Source organism: Rossellomorea sp. GQ25 (assembly GCF_059758515.1).
Genome location: NZ_JCAXEQ010000004.1, coordinates 90,333 through 116,679 on the forward strand (window position 1 = coordinate 90,333; position 26,347 = coordinate 116,679).

A 26,347-nucleotide genomic window follows, 5' to 3' on the forward strand; every position below is an offset into this window, starting at 1 on the left:
CTTAAATTCACATTGGCTTCTTAGCAATAAGAGCGACCCAGTCTTCCATGACCATAATTTCTTCTATTATAAATCCGGCAGACTCCAATGCATCACGTACTTCTTGTTTCTTAGGCTGAATAATCCCAGAGGTGATAAAAAATCCTCCCGGTTTCACAAGTTCGAAGGCATCCTCTGTAAAGCGTAAAATGATTTCAGCCAAAATGTTCGCTACAATCACATCCGCTTGCCCTGTAACGCCATTCAATAAATTATTCGCGTCAACCGTCACAGTTTGTTGAACTTTGTTCAGCTTCACATTCAGTCTCGCTGAACGAACAGCCACTTCATCAAGGTCATACGCTCTTACATTATCTGCAGCTAACTGTGCAGCAGCAATGGATAATACACCTGAACCTGTTCCTACATCGATGACCGTATTATGTTCTTTAACGATTCGCTCAAGAGCCTGGATACACATGACCGTTGTAGGATGAGTTCCTGTCCCGAACGCCATGCCTGGATCCAGTTCAATGATGAGTTCGTCACTATGAACCGGCGTATAGTCTTCCCAAGTAGGGACGATCGTAAATTTATCGGAGATCTTCACAGGATGGTAGTATTTCTTCCACGCCGTTGCCCATTCTTCCTCATTCACTTCTGAAATCTCCACTTTGTTTTCACCAATGTCGATATCATAGGTAACCAGGTTCGTAATGCCCTGCTTGATCTCATCAACAGTTTCACCAAGAAAGCTATTTACGGGTAAATACGCTTTGACTAAAACACCTTCACTCGGATAATCATCAGGATTGAGTTGGTAGATCTCTCCAAACATATCTTCTCTTTCCTTAATTAATTCGGCAGGGTCTTCAATGACCACACCGCTTGCTCCTGATTCATGAAGAATGTTTGAAATAGGCTCAATCGCTTCATTCGTAGTAAGAATACTGATTTCTGACCATTTCATTGATCTACCAACTCCGTCCTTTAGTTATTCGCCTTTAAAGGCTTTCTTTACTTTATCAAAAAAGCTTTCATGCTGTTCGTCTGGAACCTGTCCGCTAATATCCGCAAATTCTCTTAATAATTGCTTTTGCTTATCTGTTAATTTAGAAGGGGTAACCACCTTCACCTGAACATGCTGATCACCTGTACCGTATCCACGTACATTCGGTACTCCTTTACCTTTCAAACGGAATCTCGTACTTGTTTGAGTTCCTGCAGGCACTTTGAGCTTTACTTTCCCGTGCAGGGTCGGTACTTCAATTTCATCACCTAATGCCGCTTGTGCAAACGTCACTGGCATTTCACAATAGATATCATCTCCGTTACGCTCAAAGAAATCATGTGAGCGAACGTGGAAGACAACATACAAGTCACCGGCAGGTCCGCCATTTATACCTGGTTCACCTTGACCAGTCACACGCAGCTGCTGTCCATCATCGATACCAGCCGGGATTTTAACAGAGATTTTACGGCGCTTCTGTACTTTTCCGGCTCCGCCACACGTTGAACATTTCTCCTTGATTTGTTTACCTGTACCGTTACAGTAGTGACAAACCCGTCTGTTCACAATGCGGCCAAATGGTGTATTCTGTTCTACATTCAATTGACCCGATCCATTACAGTGAGAACATGTATTGACTTTTGTTCCCGGCTTCGCACCTGAACCATGGCAAGTGTCACATTCTTCTTCTCTCGGAATCTCGATTTCTGTGTCTTTCCCAAAGACCGCTTCTTCAAATGTCAGTGACATCGTGTACTGAAGATCGGCACCTTGTCTAGGTGCATTCGGATCTCTTCTGCGGCCTCCGCCGCCACCGAAGAATGTATTAAAGATGTCTTCGAAACCACCGAAACCGCCACCGCCAAAGTCAGCTCCGCCGCCAAATCCCTGGTTAGGGTCAGTATGTCCGAAACGATCATATTGAGCACGCTTTTGATCATCACTTAATACTTCATAGGCTTCCGATATTTCTTTGAATTTTTCATCCGCATTCGCTTCTTTATTAATATCCGGATGATATTTTTTTGAGAGCTTGCGGTATGCTTTCTTCATTTCATCTTTTGATGCATCTTTTCCGACACCAAGAACCTCGTAATAGTCCCGTTTACTCATTAAAACACCACTCCCGAATCCTTTGCATAAAGGTTATTTTAACATTGAGCTTTGACTATTATCAATAAAAACTCAACATTCCTTCTAATTGATTGTGTCTGTTAGATGAATGAATCACCTTCTGTTTCTTTCAATCATAGAAAAAGTCAAAGCCAAGAACCGCCCTGACTTTGACTTTTTCGTTCATACTAGATTATTTCTTGTCGTCGTTTACTTCTTCGTATTCAGCATCGACTACATCTTCGTCTTTCGAAGCTTCGCCTTCTGCTCCTTGAGCTGCTTGAGCTTCCGCTTGAGCCTGCTCATAAAGCTTCATTGTTAAGCTTTGAACGATTTCTTGTAATGCATCTTTCTTTTCACGGATAAGATCTAAATCATCTTTCTCGATTGCTTCTTTTAATTCAGCTTTCGCATCTTCCGCTTTTTTCACTTCATCTTCTTCTACTTTGCCTTCAAGGTCTTTTAACGTTTTTTCCGTTTGGAAAACAAGTTGGTCGGCTTCGTTGCGAAGTTCGACTTCCTCTTTACGTTGTTTATCCGCTTCTGCATTTTCTTCTGCTTCTTTCACCATGCGTTCTACTTCATCATCTGAAAGACCGGTAGAAGACTTGATTGTGATGTTTTGCTCTTTACCCGTTCCAAGATCCTTCGCACTTACATTTACGATACCATTTTTATCAATATCGAATTTCACTTCGATTTGTGGTACGCCACGTGGTGCCGGCGGAATGTCAGCTAATTGGAAACGACCAAGCGTTTTGTTATCAGCAGCCATTGGGCGCTCACCTTGTAATACGTGAATATCAACAGCTGTCTGGTTATCAGCGGCCGTTGAGAATGTTTGTGATTTAGACGTTGGGATCGTCGTGTTACGCTCGATCAGCTTTGTTGATACGCCACCCATGGTTTCGATACCAAGTGAAAGTGGGGTAACGTCAAGTAAGACAACATCTTTAACGTCTCCAGTAAGAACTCCACCTTGAATCGCTGCACCCATTGCTACAACTTCGTCAGGGTTAACACCTTTAGATGGCTCTTTACCAGTTTCTTTTCTGATCGCTTCTTGTACAGCCGGGATACGAGTTGATCCACCAACAAGAATGATTTTATCGATTTCACTTGCAGAAAGACCAGCATCTTTCATCGCTTGACGAGTTGGTCCCATTGTACGTTCTACAAGATCTGAAGAGATTTCATCGAATTTCGCTCTTGAAAGAGTCACTTCTAAGTGAAGTGGACCCGCTTCTCCAGCCGTGATGAATGGAAGTGAGATCTGAGTTGAAGTCACTCCTGAAAGATCTTTCTTCGCTTTCTCAGCAGCGTCTTTAAGACGTTGAAGAGCCATTTTATCTTTAGAAAGGTCAATGCCGTTCTCTTTTTTGAATTCAGCTACAAGGTAATCGATGATCACTTGGTCAAAGTCGTCTCCGCCAAGACGGTTGTCACCGGCAGTAGAACGTACTTCGAATACACCGTCACCAAGTTCAAGGATGGATACGTCAAATGTACCGCCACCAAGGTCATAAACTAGGATGGTTTGGTCCTGATCCATTTTATCCAGACCATATGCAAGTGCAGCAGCAGTTGGTTCGTTGATGATACGCTCAACTTCCAGGCCGGCAATTTTACCAGCGTCTTTTGTTGCTTGACGTTCTGCATCATTGAAGTAAGCTGGTACTGTGATAACTGCTTTTTCAACTTTTTCTCCAAGATAGTCTTCTGCATATGATTTTAAGTGTTGAAGAATCATAGCTGAAATCTCTTGTGGAGTGTATTCTTTTCCTTCAGCTTCTACTTTGTGATCTGTTCCCATATGACGTTTCACTGAGATGATCGTGTTTGGGTTTGTAATGGCTTGACGCTTCGCTACTTCCCCAACTTGCTTTTCTCCATTTTTGAACGCAACAACTGAAGGAGTTGTGCGGTTTCCTTCTGCATTTGCAATAACCTTTGGCTCTCCGCCTTCAAGTACTGATACACATGAGTTTGTTGTACCTAAGTCAATACCGATAATTTTACTCATAGTAAGAAACCTCCCTATTTTGTATATGTAATGTCTTTATTATTGATTGACCTTCACCATGGAAGGACGTATCACTCTGTCTTTCAGTTTGTATCCCTTTTGAAATTCTTCAACAACTACATTGCTATTGAAATTTTCATCTTCTGTTTGCATAACTGCTTGATGCAAATGTGGATCAAACTCCTGACCTACCGCTTCAATTGGCTCTACTCCCTCTTTCTTAAGGGCTTCAACGATACTTCTATGAACCATTTCCATTCCTTGAAGCAGTGTTTTTGTTTGATCATTATCAGCATCTATATTTAAAGCACGCTCGAAATTATCAAGTGCCGGCAATAGTTCAGTGATCAGTCCTTGAGCACGATATTTCTCTTTCGCTTCGCTTTCTACATTGACGCGGCGTCGGAAGTTATCGAAATCAGCTCTTAAACGAAGATAACGATTCTCAGACTCATTCAGCTTTTCTTCCAATTGTGAAAGCTCATCTGATTCTTGTTGCTCTTCTTCTACTTCCTCTGATTGAGGTTCTTCAGCGAACACTTCTTCCACCACTTCGCTGTTTTCTTCTTTCGCATCCTGCTGCTCTTGTTTTGTTTCTTCAGACATAACATTCACCTCCTTAAAAATCTACGAACACTAGAAGGCTCCAGATGACGATAAAGACGGCATCTGGGCCTTATTTTCCTTTATACAATATGTCCACTAATCTTCACTTTGATACAGCTTCGTAAGAACCTTGGACATATCATTTGAAAAGAAATTAAGTAAACTCACGACACGGGAATACTCCATTCGAGTAGGTCCGATAATCGCAATGGAACCTAATTGTTCTTTACCAATAGAATAAGTAGCGGTTATGAGACTGCAATTCTCCATAGCGAGATGATTATTTTCTTTCCCGATTTTAATGTTCAATCCTGTAGCGGATGGACGAATCAAATTGTAGATGCTCTCCTCCTGTTCGATCATTTCGAGGAGCATGCGAACTTTATGGACGTCATTAAACTCAGGTTGGTTTAGTATATTGGTTTTCCCACCAAAGAACAGCTTATCCGTGACCGTTGGATTAAAGGAATCCGTGATCGAGTGAAGGATAAAATCATAGTTCTGAATATGCTCTCTTAGCAAAAGAGCGACTTCCTTAAAAATTTTATCGTTTAACTCACTGATAGGAACACCCGATAACCGGTCATTCAAGATGTGCACAAGCTTCTCAAGCTCGGCTGCATCCATTGTCGGCGGGATATGGAACAGTTTATTTTCAACATGTCCGTTATCCGTCACGATAATGGCAATCGCTGTATCTTTGTTCAGAGGAATAAGTTGAATCTTTTTCAGCTTATTTTCCTTCAAATCGGGACCTAATACGATTGTCGTGTAATTCGTCAGCTCGGAAAGTATCTTTGCCGACTTCTGGACCACTTTCTCCAATTCATATATTCGCTCAGTGAAGATGGAGCGTATTGCATGCACGTCATTCTTCTGTAATTTCTGTGGAGAAAGCAAGTGATCCACATAATAACGATAACCCTTTTCAGATGGAACCCGGCCTGAAGAAGTATGCGTTTTTTCGATAAAACCCAAATCCTCCAAATCAGCCATTTCATTTCGAATCGTAGCTGAGCTGAAGGAAATCTCATCCTTCTTGGACAAGCTCCTCGAACCGACAGGCTGAGCTGACAGGATAAAATCATCGATAATCACTTGAAGAATTAGAAGTTGTCGATCTGTTAACAACATTCATCACCCCTGTTAGCACTCTATTGAGATGAGTGCTAAATCTAATTAATAAATTATCAAATCAGAAAAGGGATGTCAATATATTAGATTACACCCAGAAAAGATTGAAATACTTCGTTTCCTAAAAAGCGGCCCTGTTTCGTAAGTGAGACCCGTTCTTCATTCACAGTGAGCAGTTTCCGTTTCTTCATTTCTTCAATGGATGAACCGAATACTGACTCGATACTGCAGTCAAATTTTTGTTGAAAAACAACCTTACTTACTCCCTCCACCTTACGTAATCCGAGGAACATTTCTTCTTCCATTCGTTCTGCTTTCGTTACCTCGTGTTTCTGGATGGTAGGTAGGGAACCTTCTGCTATCGGGTCCATATATTTTTTTAGGGGACCGTAATTGGAATAACGTACTCCGTTTATATATCCGTGAGCACCGGCTCCTAAACCATAATATTCATTATTGTCCCAATAAACGAGATTATGTTTGCTCTCGAATCCCTTTTTCGCAAAATTACTGATTTCATATTGATTGATCCCGTATTTCTCCATCGTTTCGATCAGAATCTCATACATAGCCGCTTCCTGATCTTGAGAAGGCAAAGACAGCTTCCCTTTCCTCATCAGGTTGTAGAAGACCGTTTTAGGTTCTACGATGAGTGAATAAGACGAGTAATGAGGAAGATCTAGGTCAAGTGCTTTCTTCAATGTATCTTGAAAATCTTCCTCTGTTTGCTTAGGCAGGCTATAAATCAGATCAATGCTGATATTTGAGAATCCTACTTTTTGAGCTGTTTCCACAGACGTATACACATCTTCGCTTTTATGTGTCCGTCCGATTCCTTTTAGGAGCTCATCATTGAATGACTGAACACCAAAACTCAATCGATTCACACCGTGGTCCTTTAACACTCGAAGTTTGTCTTCTGTCAAATCGCCGGGGTTTGCTTCAAATGTGAATTCACCCTGATCAAAGGGCAGGTGAGTGTTGATCGATTCGCATAATATATCAAGCTGGCTTGCATTCAATGATGTCGGAGTGCCGCCACCGATAAAAATCGTATCCAGTTTGTCAGGAGACATGACTCTTTGCTTCATTTCATTGCCAAGGTTGATTAAATATTCATTTACGGGCTGTCCTTCTAAAAAGACTTTATTGAAATCACAATAGTGACAGATATGTTCACAGAAAGGTATATGAATATAAGCTGATTTTACCAAGTATATCCCTCCTTTTGGGGTATTCATAGAGAAAAGGGGGTAAGCAGTGCTTGGTTGGTACAAGCCACTTTCCCCCTTTATCATCAAGAACCTTATTTTTTATCCGTATCGTCCATTTTCAGGACGGCCATGAATGCTTCTTGCGGAACTTCTACATTCCCAACGGACTTCATACGTTTTTTACCTTCTTTTTGTTTATCAAGAAGTTTACGTTTACGAGAAATATCTCCACCGTAACATTTTGCCAGAACGTTCTTCCGAATGGCTTTGATGGTCGATCTTGCAACAATCTTCTGTCCAATCGCTGCCTGGACGGGTACTTCGAATTGTTGTCTCGGAATTAATTCCTTTAATTTCTCTACAATCAACTTCCCGCGTTCATAAGCGAAGTCACGATGAACGATAAAGCTCAGGGCATCGACATTTTCAGCGTTCAAAAGGATATCCATCTTCACAAGCTTGGATTCTTTGTATCCGATCAACTCATAATCAAATGAAGCGTACCCTTTCGTATTCGACTTCAGTTGATCGAAGAAGTCATACACGATTTCAGCAAGCGGGATTTCATAGACGATGTTCACTCGTGTATCATCCATATACTGCATGTCGATAAAGTTTCCGCGTTTTCCTTGGCAAAGCTCCATCACCGCACCGACGTAGTCGTTCGGAACCATGATCGTTGCTTTAACATAAGGCTCTTCAACATGATCCACTTTTTGCGGATCAGGCATCATGGACGGGTTATCCACTTTCACTTCTTCGCCATCTGTCAATTTAACATGATAGATAACACTTGGTGCAGTCGTAATAAGGTCGATTTTGAATTCGCGCTCAATGCGTTCCTGGATGATCTCCATATGAAGAAGTCCCAAGAATCCACAACGGAACCCGAAACCTAACGCTTGAGATGTTTCAGGCTCATATTGAAGTGCCGAGTCATTCAATTCAAGCTTCTCAAGTGCTTCCCTAAGATCGTTATAGCGATTTGAATCGATTGGATATAAACCGCAATAGACCATCGGGTTTAATCGTCGGTATCCCGGCAATGCTTCCTGTGCAGGATTTTTGGCAAGAGTGATGGTATCTCCTACGCGGGTGTCCCCAACATTCTTGATCGCTGCTGTTAGGTACCCAACATCCCCGACCGTTAATTCTTTTTGTCCCGTCGGTTTCGGAGTGAAGACACCGATCTCCGTTACTTCAAACTCTTTCCCGGTCGCCATCATACGAACTTTATCTCCGACTTTGACACTTCCCTCCATCACACGGATGTAGGCAACGACTCCTCTATATGCGTCATATAAAGAGTCAAAGATAAGGGCTTTTAGTGGGGCATCTGGATCTCCCTGCGGGGCGGGTACTTTTTCAACCACCTGTTCGAGGATCTCTTCAATCCCGATCCCTGCTTTAGCTGATGCAAGGACTGCTTCCGATGCATCCAGACCGATGACATCTTCCACTTCCTGTCGAACCCTTTCAGGATCTGCTGCAGGAAGGTCGATTTTGTTAATGACCGGCAGGATTTCCAGGTCATTATCCAAGGCAAGATACACGTTTGCCAATGTTTGCGCTTCAATCCCTTGAGCAGCATCCACAACAAGGACGGCTCCTTCACAAGCAGCTAAACTACGAGATACTTCGTATGTAAAGTCTACGTGCCCTGGTGTATCAATCAGATGAAAGATATATTCTTCTCCATCGTTTGCTTGATACTTTAATTGCACAGAATTTAATTTGATTGTGATTCCACGTTCTCTCTCAAGATCCATTGAATCCAGTAATTGCTCTTTCATTTCACGCGCCGTCAGTGCTTTCGTTTTCTCCAAAATACGATCGGCAAGGGTAGATTTCCCATGATCTATATGAGCAATAATTGAAAAGTTTCTAATTCTCGATTGTCTTTCTAATTTCTCTTCACGGTTCATTATACGTTCAACTCCTGTTATTTCCACACATGTACACTATTTTGAATTATAGCAGTAGACTATATATTATTCAATGTAAACTGAAGGGCTATACGGGAATTGTCCATTTTAAAAAGCAAATCAATTAAGTTCTTAGAGACAAAGCCTCAAAAAAAAGAGAGAAGGCTGGAACATTTCCGAAAGCCCTCTCTTATATTAACGAAGCAATAAAGTTCACTATTTCATTGGTGATACTTTCAATTATATTCGCCAGCGCCTTTCCGATCGAGGAAAACGCATTAAAGGCTTTCATGTCCTCTAATTTCTCTTTCTTTTCGCTTAACGTTTTCGATTCTACTTCATTCCCGAGAAAAGACGCTTCCACGTTTCCTTCCCCGTCCTGACTCACTCCCACCGGCGAAGTGAATTTTTGTTGTTCATGTCCCTTCATTTCCACGATACCTTGATTCGCATACTGCATCCCGATCAGTACCCCGATAAATAATGCAGATATAAGGAATGCACATTTAAAAAAGAATTTTGTCATGGGTTCATTCATCCTTTTTATTACTGACTTGAAGCAGGAGTGACAGGTGTATGATTCACCTTTTCAGCCTGCCAATAATACTCAGCGAATACTTCAGCGAAAGCCTGTGCAGAACGTTCCAATTCTTCGAACGTATTATCGACTCCACCAAACTCCAGTAACATGGCATTGCTTGAAAGATCCTGATTGAACTTCCCGTTTGTCCCGCTTCCCTTTTTCGCAATCACTCCACGTGAAATACCTTTATATTTCCCTTCCAATAATTTATGAAGCTCTGTTGCCACCTTTAAATTCTGCTCGTAATTCGGATGCTCTTCCCCTACGACAAATGCGAGCTTGGCATAAAATTTTCCATTGATTGTCCCCGTCGTGACAGCCCTTCTTTGAGAATCCCGATGGATGTCAACGAGATACAGCAAGTCTTTATTACTTGTCATGGCAGCCTGCACTAACGGTCTCGACTCCTGGTAAGCAGCCCAATAATCCAATCCTTTTTTGTTTAAGGTCTGAATCACATCGGTTTTATCAATGCTCGTTCCAATACCAAGGTCCTCTAAGTTCCTCTTCACCATGTCTCCCACCTTGGTGACATTGACATCTGAGTGCATGGCTGAATCCGGATTGGTCACACCCTCCAAGTAAGGCAGATAGGATTCACGGGTGTGGGTGAAGTAAAGATGAACTGTCTTTTTATTTCCGGTTGATAATGGTGGGGCCACGTCCCCACTCTTTTGATCCGGTTCTTTACGATTTTCAACATTCTTAAGTGGTGCTTCATTCCTCGCTTCGAGAGCTTCAGGAGGGGGGACCGACTCAATCGGCATATTCGTAAAATCCGTTCCTTCTCCGGCCACGAGGATATCCCCATCGAAAATCGAGAAACCCGGAAGCTCTCTCCCCAGGAAACTTCGGGGATCTTCAAAGCTCACATTGGTAGCCACTTGAAAAAGGAGGGATGACAAATTCGGTAAAGCCTGCTCTTCTTCAGTCAAAATTTGATTAAAAGACCGGTTTTCTAATGCCAAGATCTTATATAATGCATCACCCTTCACATTGGAAGCCGCTTGATTCAATGAATTCGATGTAATTCTATACTCAGGGTTCAAGGAAGTGAGGATGCCCGTTATCGAAAAAATCGAGAGCAATCCTGCCACGAAGATCAACATCCCTTTCAGTATCGTTGACATATTAATCGCTACTACATAATTAGGCGCTTTATACGACCTCATTCTCCCACCCTTTCCTTAAATCCTACTCTAGTACAACGTATGTCATTACTAGAGATAGTAGAACTATATTTAGTAGTCATTATGAGGTTATTGGTGGAAAGTTAAACGGGGGAATCTATTATTTTTAGGGTGAGCTGGAAGGGGATGGGGATAGAAGTAGGATTTAGAAAGGACAAGGCGGTAGAGTGAATATGGAAAAATCCGATTATTTTAGGGATGATTTTTTTCGTAGAATGCGCCATTTTCACGACAAAAAGCCCTGCTACTGATGATTTACACTGCTCACCTCCTGTTTTTTCCGAATTTTATGAAATACCATCAAATGATTTATGGATAACGGCGATATTTTGATTTTATCGGCGAAATTTCAAATATATCGTCGAAACGTTCTTTTCGACACGATTTGATCGCAGACCACACTGATTCCGGAACCAGGATATTCGAGATCTGACAATTTCCCTCAATATCCGACCACCCTATTCCCTCACATCATTCAGCAATCCAAAAAGCGCCTCAAGGATCATTACCTACCCCAAGGCGCTACTTTCACATGCCATCTATCTCGTCTGATAACCCGCATTCTCCTGATCAACCGCATCATGAAGTGCAGCATTCAAACCGCTTGCGATGAGGTTGGCCATGTCTTCCATGAATACGTCCACTTCTTTAGGTGTGACCATCAGATTATGACCAATGGGAGCCAATACTTCATGAATCAGTTTTCGTTTTTCCTGATCCTCGAGTGTTCCGACAATTCCCATGAAGGTTTGACGATGTTGTTCCTCCGGAAGATCTTCTTCCGTTAATTTCCTTCTCTCACCGAAGCTTAATCCTGCAGGGGCAAGGGATCTGGATGGACGACCTCCTTCTCTCATTTCTTTCCCAAAATGTTTTAAGAGAAAGTCGACTGTATCACTTACGATTGTGACAGCATCGAGTACGGTCGGAACGCCGATGGCAATAACCGGAACCCCTAATGTTTCCTGATCCAATCCTTTTCGTTTGTTCCCTACTCCTGATCCTGGATGTATGCCTGTATCCGAAATCTGAATGGTAGAATTGACACGCTCAATGGAACGGGAGGCCAGGGCATCGATGGCAATGATGAAGTCGGGTTTGGATTTCTCTACTACACCGAAAATGATATCGCTCGTTTCAATGCCCGTCAGCCCCATCACACCAGGCACGAGGGCACTGACCGGTCGATAGCCCTCCTCCACTGATTCCGGTTGCAGTTCAAAAAGATGTCTCGTCACAATGATATCTTCACAGACGCGGGGCCCTAATGAATCGGGGGTAACATTCCAGTTACCGAGTCCAACAATTAAGCAGCTTGCATTTTTACTGATTTTATTATTAATTAAAAATTGATTAAATTCATTGGCAAATACTTTTTCAACTCTTTGTTGCAGTTCTGCATCTTCCTGGCGAATTCCATGAGCCTCGATGGTTAAGTAATTACCTGGTTTTTTACCGATTTTCTCTTCTCCTTCAGGTGTAACGGTGACAAGGGAAACTTTTACCCCATCCTCTTCTTTCTCTTTAATCATGACTCCTTGGATGGATGACGTATCTTCCGCATTATCACTGACGACCATTTCTCTTGCTTCAACGGCAAGATCGGTTCGAATTGAATATTTACTGTAATCGATTTCTTCGTTTTTCATTTCGACTCTACCTCCTGGCTTGGGATGTTATCTACTATTTTTTTATGTTTACCTTTTTCGTATGGGTTCATTCACTCGTTTAATTTCAATACATAGTATTGCAATATCACTGTTCGTTTGATAAAATATCATTTGTTCTTATTGTTTAGGAATTTAAATCGAGTCACATAGAATCTCGATCCTTTTATAGGAGGTGACAGGAATGCCAAATATCAAATCAGCTATCAAACGTGTAAAAACTAGCAACGAGCGCAACGCTCAAAACGCTGCTGTGAAATCTACAATGCGTACTGCTATCAAGAAAGCAGAAGCTGCAGCTGCTAACAGCGCAGATAACGCTAAAGAATTAGCAACAGAAGCGGTTCGTCAATTAGACAAAGCAGCTCAAAAAGGTCTTATCCACAAAAACGCTGCGGATCGTCAAAAGTCTCGCCTTATGAAAAAAGCGAACTAATTGAAAAAACCACCTCGCCCTATGGCCAGGTGGTTTTTCTTTTCCTCATTATTTATTGAATTGAATTGAATTAAAAATCACGTAAAACTCTGATCATGAAGTTTAAACAGAAACATTTCAATCATCAGTTCTTTTTTAATTTTTCCTGTTTTGATTTCATAGTCTCCTTGAGATAGCAATTCGATGATATGGGCGAGTTGTTTATCGTTGAAGTGTTTGGCCTGTCCTGCTGCAAGTTTTACTCTGAAAGGGTGTACTTTTAGGTAGGAAGCAATTTTTTGCTGCCCGTATCCTCTTCGTGATAGTTCCTTCGTTCCATATATCAGTCTGAATTGTCCTGCCAGTATCGATAGAATCTTCAACGGTTCTTCGTTTTGTTTGAGAAGATCGTAATAAATTCTCAATGCCTCATCTATTCTTCGGTGAACGACCTTGTCCACTAATGTGAAAATATTTTGTTCCAAAGACCGGGCTGTTAATCGTTCCACCACTTCCACGTCGATTCTGTTTGTATCGCTTGCGTATAAAGAAAGTTTGTCCAGCTCTTGTGTTAGCATCATTAGGTTTGTTCCAGCGAGGGTCAGCAATATTTCAATTGCATCTTCGTCTATCTGAACACTATTAGAGGCCGCTCGTTCTCTTACCCACGACTTTAATTCATGCTCATTCAGCTTTTTGGCCTCTACGACTTCTGCCAGTTTCTTCAAGGACTTCGTAATCTTTTTACGCTCGTCCAGTTTTTCATAATTCGCCGTAAAGACCAGAACTGTATAGGGAGCAGGTGATTGTATGTATTGTTCCAGTCGTTTAATGTTGTGCTCTACCTTCTCTTTTGTTTTCTCAGCTGTCAAGAAAACAGGGTTTTGGAGAATGACGACCCTTCTCTCCCCCATAAACGGAAATGTTTCTGCATCTTCTATCGCCACTTCCACAGGAGTTTCCTCCAGATCATAACTGGAAAAATTAAAATCCATTTCTTCTTCTGAAAGGGCACTTGAGACAATTCTTTGTTTCGTTTCATTAATAATAAATGACTCATTTCCGTAAACTAAATAAATAGCTGAGAATTGAGATTTCTCTATTTTTTTCCAAATATCAATAACCAAGTCAGCACTCTCCATTAATTCTTTTCTCTACTCTATGGTAAAAAAGCTTTTTGGTTTTGACAAGGGGTAAAGGGGACATCCGTCATATGGGACACCCCCTATATCTATATTAACGTTAACGGAGAAGACCTAGGAACCTTTTCCGAAAACGGTATTTCCTTTGTAATGATTAGTGTCACCAAGGTTGGGGAACTTATAGGTGACAACTCTTGTCAGTAAAGGAAAAAGTAAAGTGAAGTATAGATTTTTCAGTAGCGATGTTCTATACTAGAATAGAAATAGGAGGGGTAGTTGTGAACCAATTTGAAAAGAATGTACAATCAAAAAGAAATGATGCAGTAGATTCAGGCGTTGGGTTTATTGTTTCTTTTGGATTCTTTGCTACAATGTTCGTTATTGCAACTGTTATTAAGTTAATCGGCTCTTAATGAAAGATAGGAGGCAGACCTTAAAGATTCCGGTTTCTTCAACTTCCATATATGGTACTGGTGTATCATACAGAATGGCTTGAAGGTGCCTGACTCCTTGTGATAGGTCTGCCCCTTTTTCATTAGCGCTTAATTTGCTTTGTCATACATCCTATGGCAAGTGGGCTGAAAACGTTCCTTTTTTATCCCAAAAACGATAGGTGATCGCCCCATTTTCTCCGGTGCTATATATAGTTATTCCTCTTCTCTTCAATCGTTCCATTACTTCAGGATGAGGATGCCCAAAGCGATTGGTTTCACCCGCAGAGATCACCGCCACAGACGGATTCGTTTCAACGAGGAACTCTTCGGTTGTACTCGTATTACTCCCATGATGACCTACTTTTAACACATCAATCGGCAGATCGAAGTTTCGGATGAACTCTTTCTCCCCTTGCTCTTCTAAATCTCCAGTAAATAACCATTTCAATGACCCGATTTCTCCATATAATACAATGGAGTCATTGTTTCCTTCATACTCTTCATCCTGTGGGGAAACAATATGCAGTCCATCATCATCACCAGCCCAACTGTATGGATAATGTGCTTCTTTAACAGGAATTCTCTTTTGTCGGACGATTTTCATGATTTTCTTCATTTCGCCTTTCTCTTCGCTGTTAGGGCTAATCAAGACTTCGTTCACTTTCATTTCCTCAAGAACCGCTTCTGATCCGCCAATATGATCGAGATCTCCGTGTGTTAAGATTAGGGTGTCAATGGACGTGATACCTTTACTTTTCAAAAAAGGAACGACGATGTCTTCCCCTACAGAAAAACGATTCTTTCTCTCTTCCCATTCTTCTTTTGGAAACTGCACTTCCCCACCTGTATCGATAAGATAGGTTCCTCGATTGTACGGCAGCTTGACCAATGTAGCATCACCCTGCCCAACATCCATAAATACAATCTCTCCATAAGGATTATAGGTGTTTAGAAGCATGTGTAAGGCTCCATAGAAAAGCAAAAGAAGCCCGGAAAGCATATATTTCCTCTTTTCAAACCAAACAAATACAACATAAATAGCTATTAGGTAACCAATCAATAACAGAAATGGAGGTCTTCCCATCACAATTGTGCTTAATGGAAAAGAAGCGATAAAAGTAGATACCCATTGTATTCCATCCATAAGATGTTTATGGAGCAGAATCAACCACTCAACTGACAGAATATAGACGATGATGGTCAAGGGAAGAACAATGACTGAGAAAAGGGGTACATAAAGAAGATTCGTGAGAAAGCCCATCAAAGAAAATTCATAGAAATGATAGATGATGATAGGTAACGAAGATAGCTGGGCAACAAGTGTTACTTTCATCAATTGTGCAATGAATGAAGAAGTATTTAGTATAACTGCTGACGATACTACAATAGAAAAACTCACCATAAATGACAGCTGAAATCCAATATTGAATACAGAATATGGATCATATAAAACTAACATCACAAATACCATGGACAAACTGTCGATTGTACTTAACTTACTCGCCACTTTTCTACTGAGCAGAATCACGATCAGCATGGAAGATGCCCTCATCACGGAAGGTGATGCGCCCGTCAATACGATATAACATAGGAGAAAAACAATCCCTATCCATGTCACCGATTCTTTTGTGACGCCGATCCTCAATAGACAATAGTAAAGAATCGCAAAGATCAACCCAACGTGCAGGCCTGAAATTGCCAGTAAATGAACGACACCGAGCTCTTTGAATGCCTTCATCGTCTCTTCAGCGATCATCCCTGTTTCTCCAAATAGTAACGCTTGGGTCATTCCTACTGTTGAAGATGGAAATTCCCTTTCGATTTTTTTCAATCCATTGAATCTCAGATTTATGAGGGAATGTTTCCATTTACTTTGATCTGCACACTTCTCAAATACGTTTACGCCAAGAATCCAATACACTCCTCGATGAGCTAAATAATTTTTATAATGAAACAAGTTTGGATTTTTATTCGGTTTGGGTTCTGTTAACTCCCCCTTCACTTCACACACAAAACCGGGTTTCACATGTTGGAATTTTCGTTTTTCTTCCTCTGAAGAGAAATAATAGCGCATGAGAACCTTCTCTTTCTTTATTTGAGCGAGGGCAACAAAGGAATTCCCATCGATGGTTGGAATGTCATTGATCACTATTTGTAAGTCGATCGGTTCAGGTTCTGATGACAGCACGGTTTTCTGTCTCTTTTCTTGAATAGTGGTGTTGAGAAAGGAAATAAAGAGAAATACGAGGCAGAGAAAAAGGATGGTGAAGGTCATTTTTCTGAGGAAAAGGGATAACAGAAGCAGAGCAAGAACGACAGCACCCCAATGAAATTGAAGTGCCAGTAATGTTCCTGAAAGTACTGAAATCGCGGAGTAAAGGTATAATCCTCTATTCATTAAATAGTTTTATGTATTCTTGTTCATAGTAATCGAGCTTCTCGTCTTCAGCACCTTGATTTCTCAAGTCTTCGATTAATTGAAGCATCATGGAGGCTTTTTCTTTGTGTTTTACGTCGATGCTGCTTTCTTGAAAGGGCACTTTCTCTACATGGACGTTTGCCTTTTGGAAAAGTTCAATGGCATAAGAATGATTTTTATAATCTTTTGCATAATAAACCGTTTTGATTCCTGCCTGGATAAGAGCCTTACAGCATTGAAGACAGGGGAAGTGAGTAACATAAATATCCGCATTTTCCGTTCCTACCCCAAACTTTGAACATTGAAGCAAAGCATTCATTTCGGCATGAATGGTCCTCACGCAGTGATTGTCAATCACATAGCACCCTTCATCTATACAATGATCCCCTCCTGCAATGGAGCCGTTATAGCCTCCTGCAATGATTCGTTTTTCACGAACGATGGTTGCCCCCACCGCCAGTCTTGTACATGTGCTGCGCAGGGCAAGGAGCTGACTTTGGGCCATAAAATATTGATGCCAAGCGATTCTTTCCATCACCATTCCCCCTTCTATGTTTTTAGGTGCATTTTCATTTGCTTGTTTAAGTGTATAAAGACTTCCTATGTTTCGTCAATTCATTGAACATAAATAAATTCTTTTAATTTCTCAAAAGTTTTTTCTCCGACTCCAGAGATGTTTTGAATCTCTTCTATAGTCGCAAACGGACCATGTTCTTCGCGATATTGTATAAAGGTTGAAGCTTTCGCAGGCCCAATTCCGGGCAGTGTTTCGAATTCCTGTTGAGTGGCTGTATTAATGTTGATTCTTCCCTTTCCTGAATCGGTCCCAGGCATTGAAGGAGCTATAATCTGCTGGGGCGTTTCTATTTCTCCGATTTTAGGGACATAAATCATCATTTCGTCTGATACCTTTACCGCTAAATTGATCACTTTCTTATCTGCTTCTGCGGTGAAACCACCGGCTCGATCGATCACAAACTTCAACCTGTCTCCCTGCCTGACTTCATATAACCCAGGTTTAACAACCTCCCCCTTTACGTCTACAAATACTTTTTCGACTATTTTCAATTCTTCAGGCTCCTTTTCTGTTTTAACGGGAGCGGCTGTAAAAGAAGCATCTTTAACAGGAGCAGCGGAAGCATCTTTTAATATATATGCAATCAGGACAATGGCACAAATCACAAGAATCACAAGAACCGTTCTGTATTTTTCAATTAGGGAATGCACAGGAAATCACCTCTGGTGGAATATTCATTGAAAGGAATTCATAAGTTTTAGGAGAGAGTGTGATAGAAGGAGGGCTGTATATGAAAGTGGGTATCATTGGAACGGGGAACATGGGGAAAATCATTATTGAAGCTCTCATTGAATCAAAAGCGATTTCTCCTTCACATCTTCATATTACGAATCGTTCATTAAAAAAAGCCGAGGATATAAAAGAAAAATGGAATAAAGTGAATGTAAGCCATTCAAATGAAGAAGTGATCAAGTCATCTGACTTAATCTTCATATGTGTGAAACCTCATGATGTTTATGATGTGATTCAGGAGAATGAAAAAAGTTTTACCAGGGATAAATGCGCGGTTTCAATTACCAGTCCAGTAAGCGTGGAGCAATTAGAATCGATCCTGACCAGTTCCTGTGCCAGATTCATTCCAAGCATTACGAATCGTGCATTAAGCGGAGTGTCACTTTTAACGTATGGAAGTCATTGTTCAGATAAATGGAGGCAGGATTTAATGAGACTGGTTGAGCATATCTCCACACCGGTAGTCATTGATGAAAATGTGACGCGAGTGGCATCAGACATTGTCAGCTGTGGACCTGCTTTTTTCAGTTATGTTACACAAAGGTTTATTAACGCTGCTGCAGAAGTGACAGAAATTGATAGGGAAACGGCCACTGTTTTAGCATCTGAAATGCTTGTTGGTCTTGGGGACTTATTGAAGAAAAATATCTATACATTACCTACACTTCAAGAAAAAGTTTGTGTAAAGGGTGGAGTCACTGGAATAGGAATTTCCGTAATGGAAAGAGAACTGGGAGATGTTTTCGAGAAATTATTTGAAGCCACACAGGAAAAGTACGTGGATGATATTGAAGGAACGAAATCACAATTTGGAGTCTAGTGAGGCTCCTTTTTTATATTTCGACACGAATTGATTTTTTCCTTCTTATTTTTTAAAAATCTTTTATAAAGGCGCTTTTTGCAATGATTGTTGTTTTGAAACATAAGATCTGCCAGAAGCTCTGTCAACTAGTGTGTGCGTGATGGTGAGGGGAACCGCTCCGCTTGCAGCTAGCGTTCGGCCGATCCTCCTCAGCTTAGCCGAACGGGGTCTCGGCACGTCCAAAATCCGCCGGAGTCTACGCAGTTCCCCTCACCATCTATAAGAAAATATCGTGACAACGCTTAACAGTGACAAAAAAATCTAAAGAAAACAGAATTTCTAGAAGAAATCGACCACTGATTTCTTTAAAAGAGGTTGTTTTCTAAAAGTTTGTTGTTTATATTTAGATTTTTTTAGAAACTTATGCTGAGAAAGTTGATTCTCGCTGCAGGTGCTCGACTCCTGCGGGAGAAGCGGGACAGTACGAAAAGCGGAAGGGCTTTGCCAAGGGCGACAAGCATAAGTCGAGTCTGCAGGAAAGGCGCTTTTTGCCTTTTCGGCAGACTTGGCTTATGACCTCGAGTCCCTAAGCCCTGTAGCTAGACAGGTGAGATCCCGCAGGAGCGCAGCGGCGAGGAGGCTCACCGCCCGCCACGCGGAAAGCGAGTATCATCCGGTAGCGGAAATCAACTACTACTTTCTCCTGTAAAATAGCCACAATGTTTACGAAAAGAGCCAAAAACCATAAATAAAAGCCGGACCATTCTCTTTTCAGAGACGATCCGGCTTTTTATCATTTCTTCTTACATGTAAAGAAAATTCTTTCGCTATGGTCTGTAGGGGCTTCTTCTGTGAAGTCTGCAGAGATGTTCAACACTTCGAACCCTGCATCCATTAACCATTCCTTTAAGGTAAGAATGGGGTATGTGCGCTGTTTGTGAAGCTCTTCTACTCTTTCGTACTGATTTGTTTCCTCATCTTTCACAAAAAAAGTCAGTTCATGCTCTACACTATTGGGTACTTCTCCAGGGAAGCAATCCCAAATGTACGAGACATGTTCATCCGTAAGGGTAAACGTCTGGTTTATAAATATTTGCGTCATTTTATAAATGGAATGCACATCAAATAGGAATAAGCCATCGTGCTTAAGATGAGCATATACACTTTTGAACGTATTTTCCACGTCTTTTTCGTCTTCCAGGTAATTCAGGGAATCACAAAAAATCGTAATAAGATCGTATTCACCAAGGGAATCAAGCTTTGACATATCCTGTTGAAACAGATTAAGCTTTACTCTCATTTCCAAAGCCTTTTCCTGTGCTACCATCAGCATATCCTGAGAGAGATCGACGCCTGTCACATCGTAGCCGTCCCGGACAAGGCGCAGCGATAATTCCCCGGTGCCACAAGCGATGTCAAGGACGCTTTCCCCTTGGATTGAATAGGCTTTAGCTTGTTTATTGACAAATTCCAACCAGCCGTCGTATGGGACGTCCTGCATTAAATAATCGTACACATAAGCAAAACGTTCATAACTCATTTAGTGACTCTCACCTTGTCCAACTTCGACGAAGGATGCATCTCCCCATAAACGTTCTAGATTATAGTAGCCTCTCTCCTCTTTATGGAACACGTGAGCGACGACATCACCTAAGTCAACTAAGATCCAGCGTGCTTGATCAAAGCCTTCCAATCGTTTGACAATATAGCCGTTTTCTTCTGCTCTGTCCTTTAATTCTCGGGCAATGGCCTGTACTTGTTTGTCTGAGTTCCCGTGACAGATCAGAAAATAATCCGCAATTAAAGAAACACCTTTCATATCTAATACAACAATATCTTCAGCACGTTTATCATCAGCGGCATTAAACGCTAATTCTACTAAATTTTGTTCCATTCCTTCATCTCCTCTGGTTTAAAATTAATCCGTTATAAAAGCGAAATGTATCTGGGTAGATCGCTTGATTTTTTTTCATAAGAAACGTCATCGTATTTTGAAGTGCCTTCAACAGCCCTTGGTCTAATGACTCTTTTGCGAGTTCCCTCACTTCTTCCACCCCGGGAAATTGACGATTCGGCTCGATGTAATCAGCTAAATAGATCACTTTGTCCAAAATCGTCATCTCTTCTTTTCCCGAAGTATGGTATCGGATGGCATTTAAAATATCTTCATCCTGTATACCAACTTCACGCTCTACAAGTAACGCTCCTACAGGTGCATGCCAAAGCTCGCTATTGTACAGCAAAAGATCCTGAGCCAGCTTCTCTTCTACAATGATTGTTTGCATTTCCTGCTTATCACGGAACTTCGCATAGTCATGGAAAATCGCCGCTATTTCTGCCTTTTTCTCATCGGCTCCATATCGCTTTGCAAGCTCTATGCTTGTTTCCACGACTCCACAAGTGTGTATATATCGATGTTCCGTTAAATGTTCTTTCACGATTTCCAAGGCTTTTTCCCTATTCATACAATTTCTCCTCCTTTATGAATCGATACACATCGTCCGGGACTAAGTAGCGGACCGATTGTCCCTGTTTCACTGTGTTGCGAATGTAGGAAGAAGAAATATCAATGGCCGGTACTTCAATCAATTGAACATTAAATGAAGTGTCATGTGAATAGGAAGGACGATTAACACCAATGAACCTGACCATTTCCTGAAGTTCCTCTATCCGGTACCACTTGGGTAGATATTCGATCATATCCCCGCCTATTATAAAAGAAAACTCGGTGTTCTCTTCCCTCTCGGTTAATAGCTTGACGGTGTCGTAGGTGTATGAGGCACCCTCTCTTTCAAGTTCAATCCGTTCAATGGAAAAGTGAGGGTTACTCTTAATCGCTTTTTGCAGCATGAAGAGGCGCTGATCTACTGATACACTTTCATCCGCCTGTTTATGAGGAGGAACGTGATTAGGAAGAAATCGTATTTCATCCAAATTCGCCTTTTCTAAAACTTGTTCCGCAATAACCAAGTGGCCCATATGAGGAGGATTAAATGTCCCTCCCAGGAGCCCAACCTTTTTCATCATTTTATCAATCCTTATCGTGGTAGGATTAATTGCTTGTTTTCCTTCGATTCTTTGTATAGCACGATGGTACTTCCAATTACCTGGACAATCTCTGCTCCTACGCCTTTTGATAGCTGGTCAGCAACCTCGGACTTATCCATATCACAGTTTTGAAGTACACTGATTTTCATCAATTCTCTTACTTCAATCGCTTCTCCGATTGTTTTGATCATATTTTCATTGACTCCACCTTTCCCTACTTGGAAAACCGGATTTAAATGATGTGCTTCTGAACGTAAATATCTTTTTTGTTTACCTGTTAACATGTTGACCTCCTAGTTGTTGTAAAACGGTGTTTTTCATAATCGAATATGGTGGAAAGATTCCTGTCCACTTTTCAAATGACAGAGCTCCCTGGTACACAAACATATCAAGACCATTTTGAGTACGAGCACCTTTCTGATTCGCTTGCTTCAATAATGCTGTTTCCAAAGGATTATAGATAATGTCACTAACGATGCATCCCTCTTTTAACTCTTTGATTGTTAATGGACTGTCTTCTATATGAGGAAACATTCCTATAGATGTTGTATGGATGATCACATCATATTGGTCCAATATGTTTTCAGCAGCCTCTACAGATAGAAAACTCGAGTTCAAATAGAAAGGACAAGCCTCAATCATCTTTTCAGCTCTCAGTGCCGTTCGGTTGGTCACATCGATTCTTTTCACTCCAAGAGAAGCAAGGGAATAATAAATGGCTTTCGCAGCACCACCGGCACCGATAATCAGCATCGATTTATCTTCAAGTTGTTCATTTGCTATATTTTTCAAGCCTTCCACAAAACCAAGACCGTCTGTATTATAACCGATCAGCTTTCCATTTTCATTGACAATCGTATTCACTGCCCCGATAGCCTCGGCCAATGGATCAATTTCATCTAAAAGTTGCATGACATGTTCCTTATGGGGAACTGTCACATTCACTCCTTGAATTCCTAATGCTTTTATTCCATTAATGGCTTGGGAAAGCTGCTCTTTTTTCACGTGAAATTTCACGTAAGCAGAATCTATTCCACATTCTTGGAACGCGGCATTATGCATCTGGGGAGACATAGAGTGAGCAATCGGATCTCCTAGAACACCATAAAGAGCCACAGAATCCCTCCTAGATTAATGATTTTCTCAAGAAAACACTAACGCCTTTAGGAACATGGGCAGCAATGGTCGCCCCTGCGTCATTTACTGTAATCCATCCTAAACCTGAGAAGACGATATCCGTTTTTGCTTCTTTAATTCTGAACTCATGCCTCACAAGTGGAGGGAATGTGCCCATATCATCTTTTCTTGGCGGCTGTAACAGCTCACCTGCATGGTTCCTATAGAGATCATCGGCTTTTTCAATCTTTGTGCGATGAATGGATAGCTCATTTGAGAAATAGCAGGTAAATGGCTGACGCTCACCAGCCATGAAGTCAAACCGGGCAAGCCCACCGAAGAACAAGGTTTGTTCTGGATTCAACTGGAAGGTTCTCGGCTTGATTTCTTTCTTAGGAGTAATGATTTTCAAATCCTGTTTATCAACAAAATGGGCCATCTGATGATGATTAATGATTCCCGGCGTATCAATGAGTGATTCTTCATCATCAAGTGGAATTTGAATCATATCGAGAGTGGTACCAGGGAAATGAGAAGTCGTAATGACATCTTGTTCTCCTGATACATGCTTGATAATACGGTTTATGAACGTTGATTTCCCTACGTTTGTACACCCTACTACATACACGTCTTTTCCATTTCGATAATGTTCAATCGCTTCGATCGCTTCGGCAATTCCCTGACCTTTTGCGGCACTTACTAACTGTACATCAATAGGCTTTAATCCTAATTGACTTGCTTCATGCTTCATCCAATGAATCAGCTTGGAGGGTTTCACAGACTTGGGCAGCAGATCCACTTTGTTTCCAATGAGCAGAATCGGGTTAGATCCCACGAAACGATGCAATCCAGGCAGCCAGCTCCCATTGAAATCGAATATATCGACGATCTTGACAATCAACCCTTCTGAATCACCAAGTTCATTTAAAATTTTCAAGAAGTCATCATCCGTTAAGGGGACATCCTGGACTTCATTATAATGCTTTAATCTAAAGCAACGTTGACAAATAATCTCTTCTTTTTGAATAGCTGAAGGAGGTGCATACCCCATCCCTTCCTTATTCTCCGTCTGGATTTCAACGCCACATCCTATACATACAACTTGACTCACTTTTTATCCTCCCACTCAAGCATGCCTTTACGCTTGAAAAACTTCATTATTCTTCGTTCTACCCGACGATTGAACTTTGTGATAAATCCATCTGATTGTGCAACAGGAACAACCAATATCGTATGAAAACCGTTTCGATTTCCGCCTAGTACATCTGTTAACAGCTGGTCTCCAATGACTACCGACTCTTCCTTCTTCACACCCATTTCCTGAATCGCCCTTTTAAAAGCACGTCCCATTGGCTTACGGGCCTGGAATATAAACGGAACGCCCAAAGGCTCTGCAAATGCTCCCACCCGGTTTTTGTTATTATTGGACACAATGGTCACAAGGATTCCATGCTCCTGCATTTCTTTAAACCACTGAATCAATTTAGGGGTGGCATTGGGACGATCCCATTCCACTAACGTATTATCTAAATCTGTAATGATCGCTTTAATTCCTTTTTGTTTTAAATACTCCGGTCTGATATTAAAAATATCTTGAACCTGTTCATCGGGTAAAAATTGCTTTATCACTTGCAGCACCTCAAATTTCATTATCATTTATATACTTTATTGTTTTACTTTTCTTCTTAGTCGTATAGCTCCACGTCAATTGTGTTTCTGCGGATACTTATTCTCTCTATAGTATCTTTTAACCTATAACAGATTAATGATAACCAATTTTTCCTGCAGATTCAAAATAAATCACATATATTCCTTGAATTCCATAAATATTCCCAAGGAGAATAAATATTTTTCGACATATTTCCAATTGCTTTCATGGTTGTGGATAACCTTATGCACAATATACAAGACATAAACATCGCTTATTTACCAGTTATATACAAGTTAGTCACAACTTATCCACCGTGAACTGTGGATAAAGGAACGCTTGTTCTGAAAAAATAATTTTGGTAAAGTTTAATTACTACTTAAAACCGTACTAACATTATGTTTCGAGATACAAAAAAGATGATGATTATTGGAGGTGGCATTAATGAGGAAATTATCGGACGAACTGTTGATTGATTCTTATTTCAAAGCGTTGGAGTTGAAACTCAATACAGAATTCATTCGCCTCATCGAAATGGAAATTCACCGTCGATCTCTTACTAATAAAATAAAAGCTTCATCGTAGAATACTAACATGAAATGGGACGGATTTGTTTGAAATCCGTCCTCTTTTTATATTAGGCTGTTTTTCGTAAAAATGTGACTAAGCTAGCAGTGGTCGATTTTTCCGCTTCAATCTTTAGAAAGCAGCGTTATTTAATGAAATCTCCAATTGTTTCTCCTACCATTACATTTCTTGGTACTTCTTCACTTTGATTGAAACGAAAGGTATCTTTTTCAAACAGGAGAATGACGGTGGAGCCGAAGCTGAAGTATGCGACTTCTTCGCCTTGCCCCCATTCTTTCCCCTCATGGACATAATCAATGCTATTGACAAACATGGCTCCTACTTTTACTACAGCTACTTTCCCTTTTTCATGCTTCAGCTCCGTAATCGAGCGGAAGTTTTTTGAAAGGGCTTCTTTTCCGTACAACAATCCCAGCTCGTTGACCGGGTAAGAATGTTGCCCAAGTGACCACCTGCTGAGAATCGTGCCTGAAACCGGGCTGTGAATGCGGTGATAATTCGCAGGGCTCAAATAAAATACCGCGAATTCTCCCCCACTATAATCAGAAGTTTTCTCTTCACTACCAAGCATATCAAGAATGGAGTAGGGCTTTCCTTTCACTTCAATTACCAGGTCATCGGAAATGATGCCGGTTTCGGCCAATAATCCATCAACTGGACTGACCGCTTGTTTCTCACTATATTTCACGATCCTTGCATCTTCTTTCAGGTTTCTTATAAAGAAATCATGGAGCGTTTTATAGTCAGCTACTTGGCCTTCTATTTCATCCACATTTATTTTGTACGTTTTGATAAATGATGAAATAAATGGCCGACTCAAAGGAGACTGTACAAATTTCCTGATCATATAAGAGGACCATTTTTTATTCGTTAGTTCGATAAATAGACGATAAATGGATTGCTTCATTGATATCCCTCACAAATTCCTAAAAAACGATTAACTTTAACAGTTTAATAAGTATATAATAAAATATTATTATATA

27 protein-coding genes are annotated in these 26,347 nt (G+C 40.9%); 4 read left to right on the forward strand and 23 right to left on the reverse strand.

The features are described 5' to 3' along the window. Positions 1–7: 7 nt before the first annotated feature. The 10 genes from prmA to gpr all read right to left on the reverse strand — a co-directional run bounded on the left by prmA (position 8) and on the right by gpr (position 12,425). Positions 8–949 (reverse strand): 50S ribosomal protein L11 methyltransferase, encoded by a 942-nt coding sequence (prmA, locus tag AC6CIB_RS13855; protein WP_498281564.1) that lies wholly within the window; start codon positions 947–949, stop codon positions 8–10. 24 nt (positions 950–973) lie between these two features. After that, the gene (gene dnaJ, locus AC6CIB_RS13860) at positions 974–2,101 is read right to left on the reverse strand and encodes a molecular chaperone DnaJ (protein WP_498281566.1); all 1,128 of its coding nucleotides are present in this window, start codon (positions 2,099–2,101) and stop codon (positions 974–976) included. 193 nt (positions 2,102–2,294) lie between these two features. Further along, on the reverse strand, positions 2,295–4,124 hold the full coding sequence (gene dnaK, locus AC6CIB_RS13865; protein WP_498281568.1) for a molecular chaperone DnaK: 1,830 nt from the start codon (positions 4,122–4,124) through the stop codon (positions 2,295–2,297). Positions 4,125–4,163: 39 nt separating this feature from the next. After that, positions 4,164–4,730, reverse strand: coding sequence for a nucleotide exchange factor GrpE (gene grpE, locus AC6CIB_RS13870; protein WP_498281570.1), 567 nt, complete (start codon positions 4,728–4,730; stop codon positions 4,164–4,166). A gap of 96 nt (positions 4,731–4,826) precedes the next feature. Next, on the reverse strand, positions 4,827–5,861 hold the full coding sequence (hrcA, locus tag AC6CIB_RS13875) for a heat-inducible transcriptional repressor HrcA (protein WP_498281572.1): 1,035 nt from the start codon (positions 5,859–5,861) through the stop codon (positions 4,827–4,829). Between the two features lie 86 nt (positions 5,862–5,947). Next, positions 5,948–7,105 (reverse strand): radical SAM family heme chaperone HemW, encoded by a 1,158-nt coding sequence (hemW, locus tag AC6CIB_RS13880; protein WP_498282171.1) that lies wholly within the window; start codon positions 7,103–7,105, stop codon positions 5,948–5,950. Positions 7,106–7,170: 65 nt separating this feature from the next. After that, on the reverse strand, positions 7,171–9,003 hold the full coding sequence (gene lepA, locus AC6CIB_RS13885; RefSeq protein WP_498281574.1) for a translation elongation factor 4: 1,833 nt from the start codon (positions 9,001–9,003) through the stop codon (positions 7,171–7,173). Between the two features lie 190 nt (positions 9,004–9,193). Next, on the reverse strand, positions 9,194–9,529 hold the full coding sequence (locus tag AC6CIB_RS13890; protein ID WP_498281576.1) for a DUF3679 domain-containing protein: 336 nt from the start codon (positions 9,527–9,529) through the stop codon (positions 9,194–9,196). A 20-nt stretch (positions 9,530–9,549) separates the two neighbouring features. Further along, complete coding sequence (gene spoIIP / locus AC6CIB_RS13895; RefSeq protein WP_498281578.1) at positions 9,550–10,758, reverse strand: stage II sporulation protein P; 1,209 nt, start codon at positions 10,756–10,758, stop codon at positions 9,550–9,552. 557 nt (positions 10,759–11,315) lie between these two features. Continuing rightward, positions 11,316–12,425: a GPR endopeptidase gene (gpr, locus tag AC6CIB_RS13900; RefSeq protein ID WP_498281580.1), complete on the reverse strand. Its 1,110-nt coding sequence runs from the start codon at positions 12,423–12,425 to the stop codon at positions 11,316–11,318. A 202-nt stretch (positions 12,426–12,627) separates the two neighbouring features. Between gpr and rpsT the strand changes: the two genes are divergently transcribed. Next, positions 12,628–12,879 (forward strand): 30S ribosomal protein S20, encoded by a 252-nt coding sequence (rpsT, locus tag AC6CIB_RS13905; protein WP_044339591.1) that lies wholly within the window; start codon positions 12,628–12,630, stop codon positions 12,877–12,879. A gap of 77 nt (positions 12,880–12,956) precedes the next feature. Here the strand turns inward: rpsT and holA are convergent, their stop codons facing one another. Continuing rightward, positions 12,957–13,985, reverse strand: a complete 1,029-nt coding sequence (gene holA, locus AC6CIB_RS13910; RefSeq protein ID WP_498281582.1) for a DNA polymerase III subunit delta — start codon at positions 13,983–13,985, stop codon at positions 12,957–12,959. Positions 13,986–14,278: 293 nt separating this feature from the next. Between holA and AC6CIB_RS13915 the strand changes: the two genes are divergently transcribed. Beyond that, on the forward strand, positions 14,279–14,413 hold the full coding sequence (locus AC6CIB_RS13915; RefSeq protein WP_044339687.1) for a YqzM family protein: 135 nt from the start codon (positions 14,279–14,281) through the stop codon (positions 14,411–14,413). Positions 14,414–14,564: 151 nt separating this feature from the next. Here AC6CIB_RS13915 and AC6CIB_RS13920 read toward each other — a convergent pair whose 3' ends face one another. The 3 genes from AC6CIB_RS13920 to AC6CIB_RS13930 form a co-directional block, all read right to left on the reverse strand. Further along, on the reverse strand, positions 14,565–16,832 hold the full coding sequence (locus AC6CIB_RS13920; RefSeq protein WP_498281584.1) for a DNA internalization-related competence protein ComEC/Rec2: 2,268 nt from the start codon (positions 16,830–16,832) through the stop codon (positions 14,565–14,567). Beyond that, complete coding sequence (locus tag AC6CIB_RS13925; RefSeq protein WP_498281586.1) at positions 16,825–17,388, reverse strand: ComE operon protein 2; 564 nt, start codon at positions 17,386–17,388, stop codon at positions 16,825–16,827. The genes AC6CIB_RS13920 and AC6CIB_RS13925 overlap by 8 nt, the downstream gene beginning before the upstream one ends. An 80-nt stretch (positions 17,389–17,468) precedes the next feature. Next, entirely contained in the window at positions 17,469–18,080 is a 612-nt protein-coding gene (locus tag AC6CIB_RS13930) for a helix-hairpin-helix domain-containing protein (RefSeq protein ID WP_498281588.1), read from the reverse strand. Positions 18,081–18,160: 80 nt separating this feature from the next. On the opposite strand from AC6CIB_RS13930, the gene comER reads away from it, so the two are divergent. Next, positions 18,161–18,982, forward strand: coding sequence for a late competence protein ComER (comER, locus tag AC6CIB_RS13935; RefSeq protein ID WP_498281590.1), 822 nt, complete (start codon positions 18,161–18,163; stop codon positions 18,980–18,982). 775 nt (positions 18,983–19,757) lie between these two features. Here the strand turns inward: comER and AC6CIB_RS13940 are convergent. Genes AC6CIB_RS13940 through AC6CIB_RS13975 form a run of 8 tightly spaced genes read right to left on the reverse strand, consistent with a single transcriptional unit; the run spans position 19,758 to position 24,757 of the window. Beyond that, positions 19,758–20,504 carry a class I SAM-dependent DNA methyltransferase gene (locus AC6CIB_RS13940; RefSeq protein WP_498281592.1) on the reverse strand — a complete coding sequence of 249 codons (747 nt, stop codon included), beginning with the start codon at positions 20,502–20,504 and terminating at the stop codon, positions 19,758–19,760. Continuing rightward, complete coding sequence (gene rsfS, locus AC6CIB_RS13945) at positions 20,505–20,858, reverse strand: ribosome silencing factor (RefSeq protein ID WP_498281594.1); 354 nt, start codon at positions 20,856–20,858, stop codon at positions 20,505–20,507. Positions 20,859–20,862: 4 nt separating this feature from the next. Then, entirely contained in the window at positions 20,863–21,429 is a 567-nt protein-coding gene (yqeK, locus tag AC6CIB_RS13950) for a bis(5'-nucleosyl)-tetraphosphatase (symmetrical) YqeK (RefSeq protein ID WP_498281596.1), read from the reverse strand. Beyond that, the gene (locus AC6CIB_RS13955; RefSeq protein ID WP_498282173.1) at positions 21,422–21,988 is read right to left on the reverse strand and encodes a nicotinate-nucleotide adenylyltransferase; all 567 of its coding nucleotides are present in this window, start codon (positions 21,986–21,988) and stop codon (positions 21,422–21,424) included. The genes yqeK and AC6CIB_RS13955 overlap by 8 nt, the downstream gene beginning before the upstream one ends. A gap of 14 nt (positions 21,989–22,002) precedes the next feature. Beyond that, positions 22,003–22,296: a ribosome assembly RNA-binding protein YhbY gene (gene yhbY / locus AC6CIB_RS13960; RefSeq protein ID WP_498281598.1), complete on the reverse strand. Its 294-nt coding sequence runs from the start codon at positions 22,294–22,296 to the stop codon at positions 22,003–22,005. Beyond that, the gene (aroE, locus tag AC6CIB_RS13965) at positions 22,283–23,128 is read right to left on the reverse strand and encodes a shikimate dehydrogenase (protein WP_498281600.1); all 846 of its coding nucleotides are present in this window, start codon (positions 23,126–23,128) and stop codon (positions 22,283–22,285) included. Before aroE ends, yhbY begins: the two co-directional genes overlap by 14 nt. Positions 23,129–23,138: 10 nt before the next feature. Beyond that, entirely contained in the window at positions 23,139–24,239 is a 1,101-nt protein-coding gene (yqeH, locus tag AC6CIB_RS13970) for a ribosome biogenesis GTPase YqeH (protein ID WP_498281602.1), read from the reverse strand. Beyond that, positions 24,236–24,757 (reverse strand): YqeG family HAD IIIA-type phosphatase, encoded by a 522-nt coding sequence (locus AC6CIB_RS13975; RefSeq protein WP_498281604.1) that lies wholly within the window; start codon positions 24,755–24,757, stop codon positions 24,236–24,238. The genes yqeH and AC6CIB_RS13975 overlap by 4 nt, the downstream gene beginning before the upstream one ends. Before the next feature lie 463 nt (positions 24,758–25,220). On the opposite strand from AC6CIB_RS13975, the gene AC6CIB_RS13980 reads away from it, so the two are divergent. Continuing rightward, the gene (locus tag AC6CIB_RS13980) at positions 25,221–25,361 is read left to right on the forward strand and encodes a sporulation histidine kinase inhibitor Sda (protein ID WP_113970654.1); all 141 of its coding nucleotides are present in this window, start codon (positions 25,221–25,223) and stop codon (positions 25,359–25,361) included. A gap of 127 nt (positions 25,362–25,488) precedes the next feature. On the opposite strand, the gene AC6CIB_RS13985 is transcribed toward AC6CIB_RS13980, so the two are convergent. After that, entirely contained in the window at positions 25,489–26,271 is a 783-nt protein-coding gene (locus AC6CIB_RS13985; protein ID WP_498281606.1) for a phosphatidylserine decarboxylase, read from the reverse strand. Positions 26,272–26,347 lie beyond the last annotated feature (76 nt).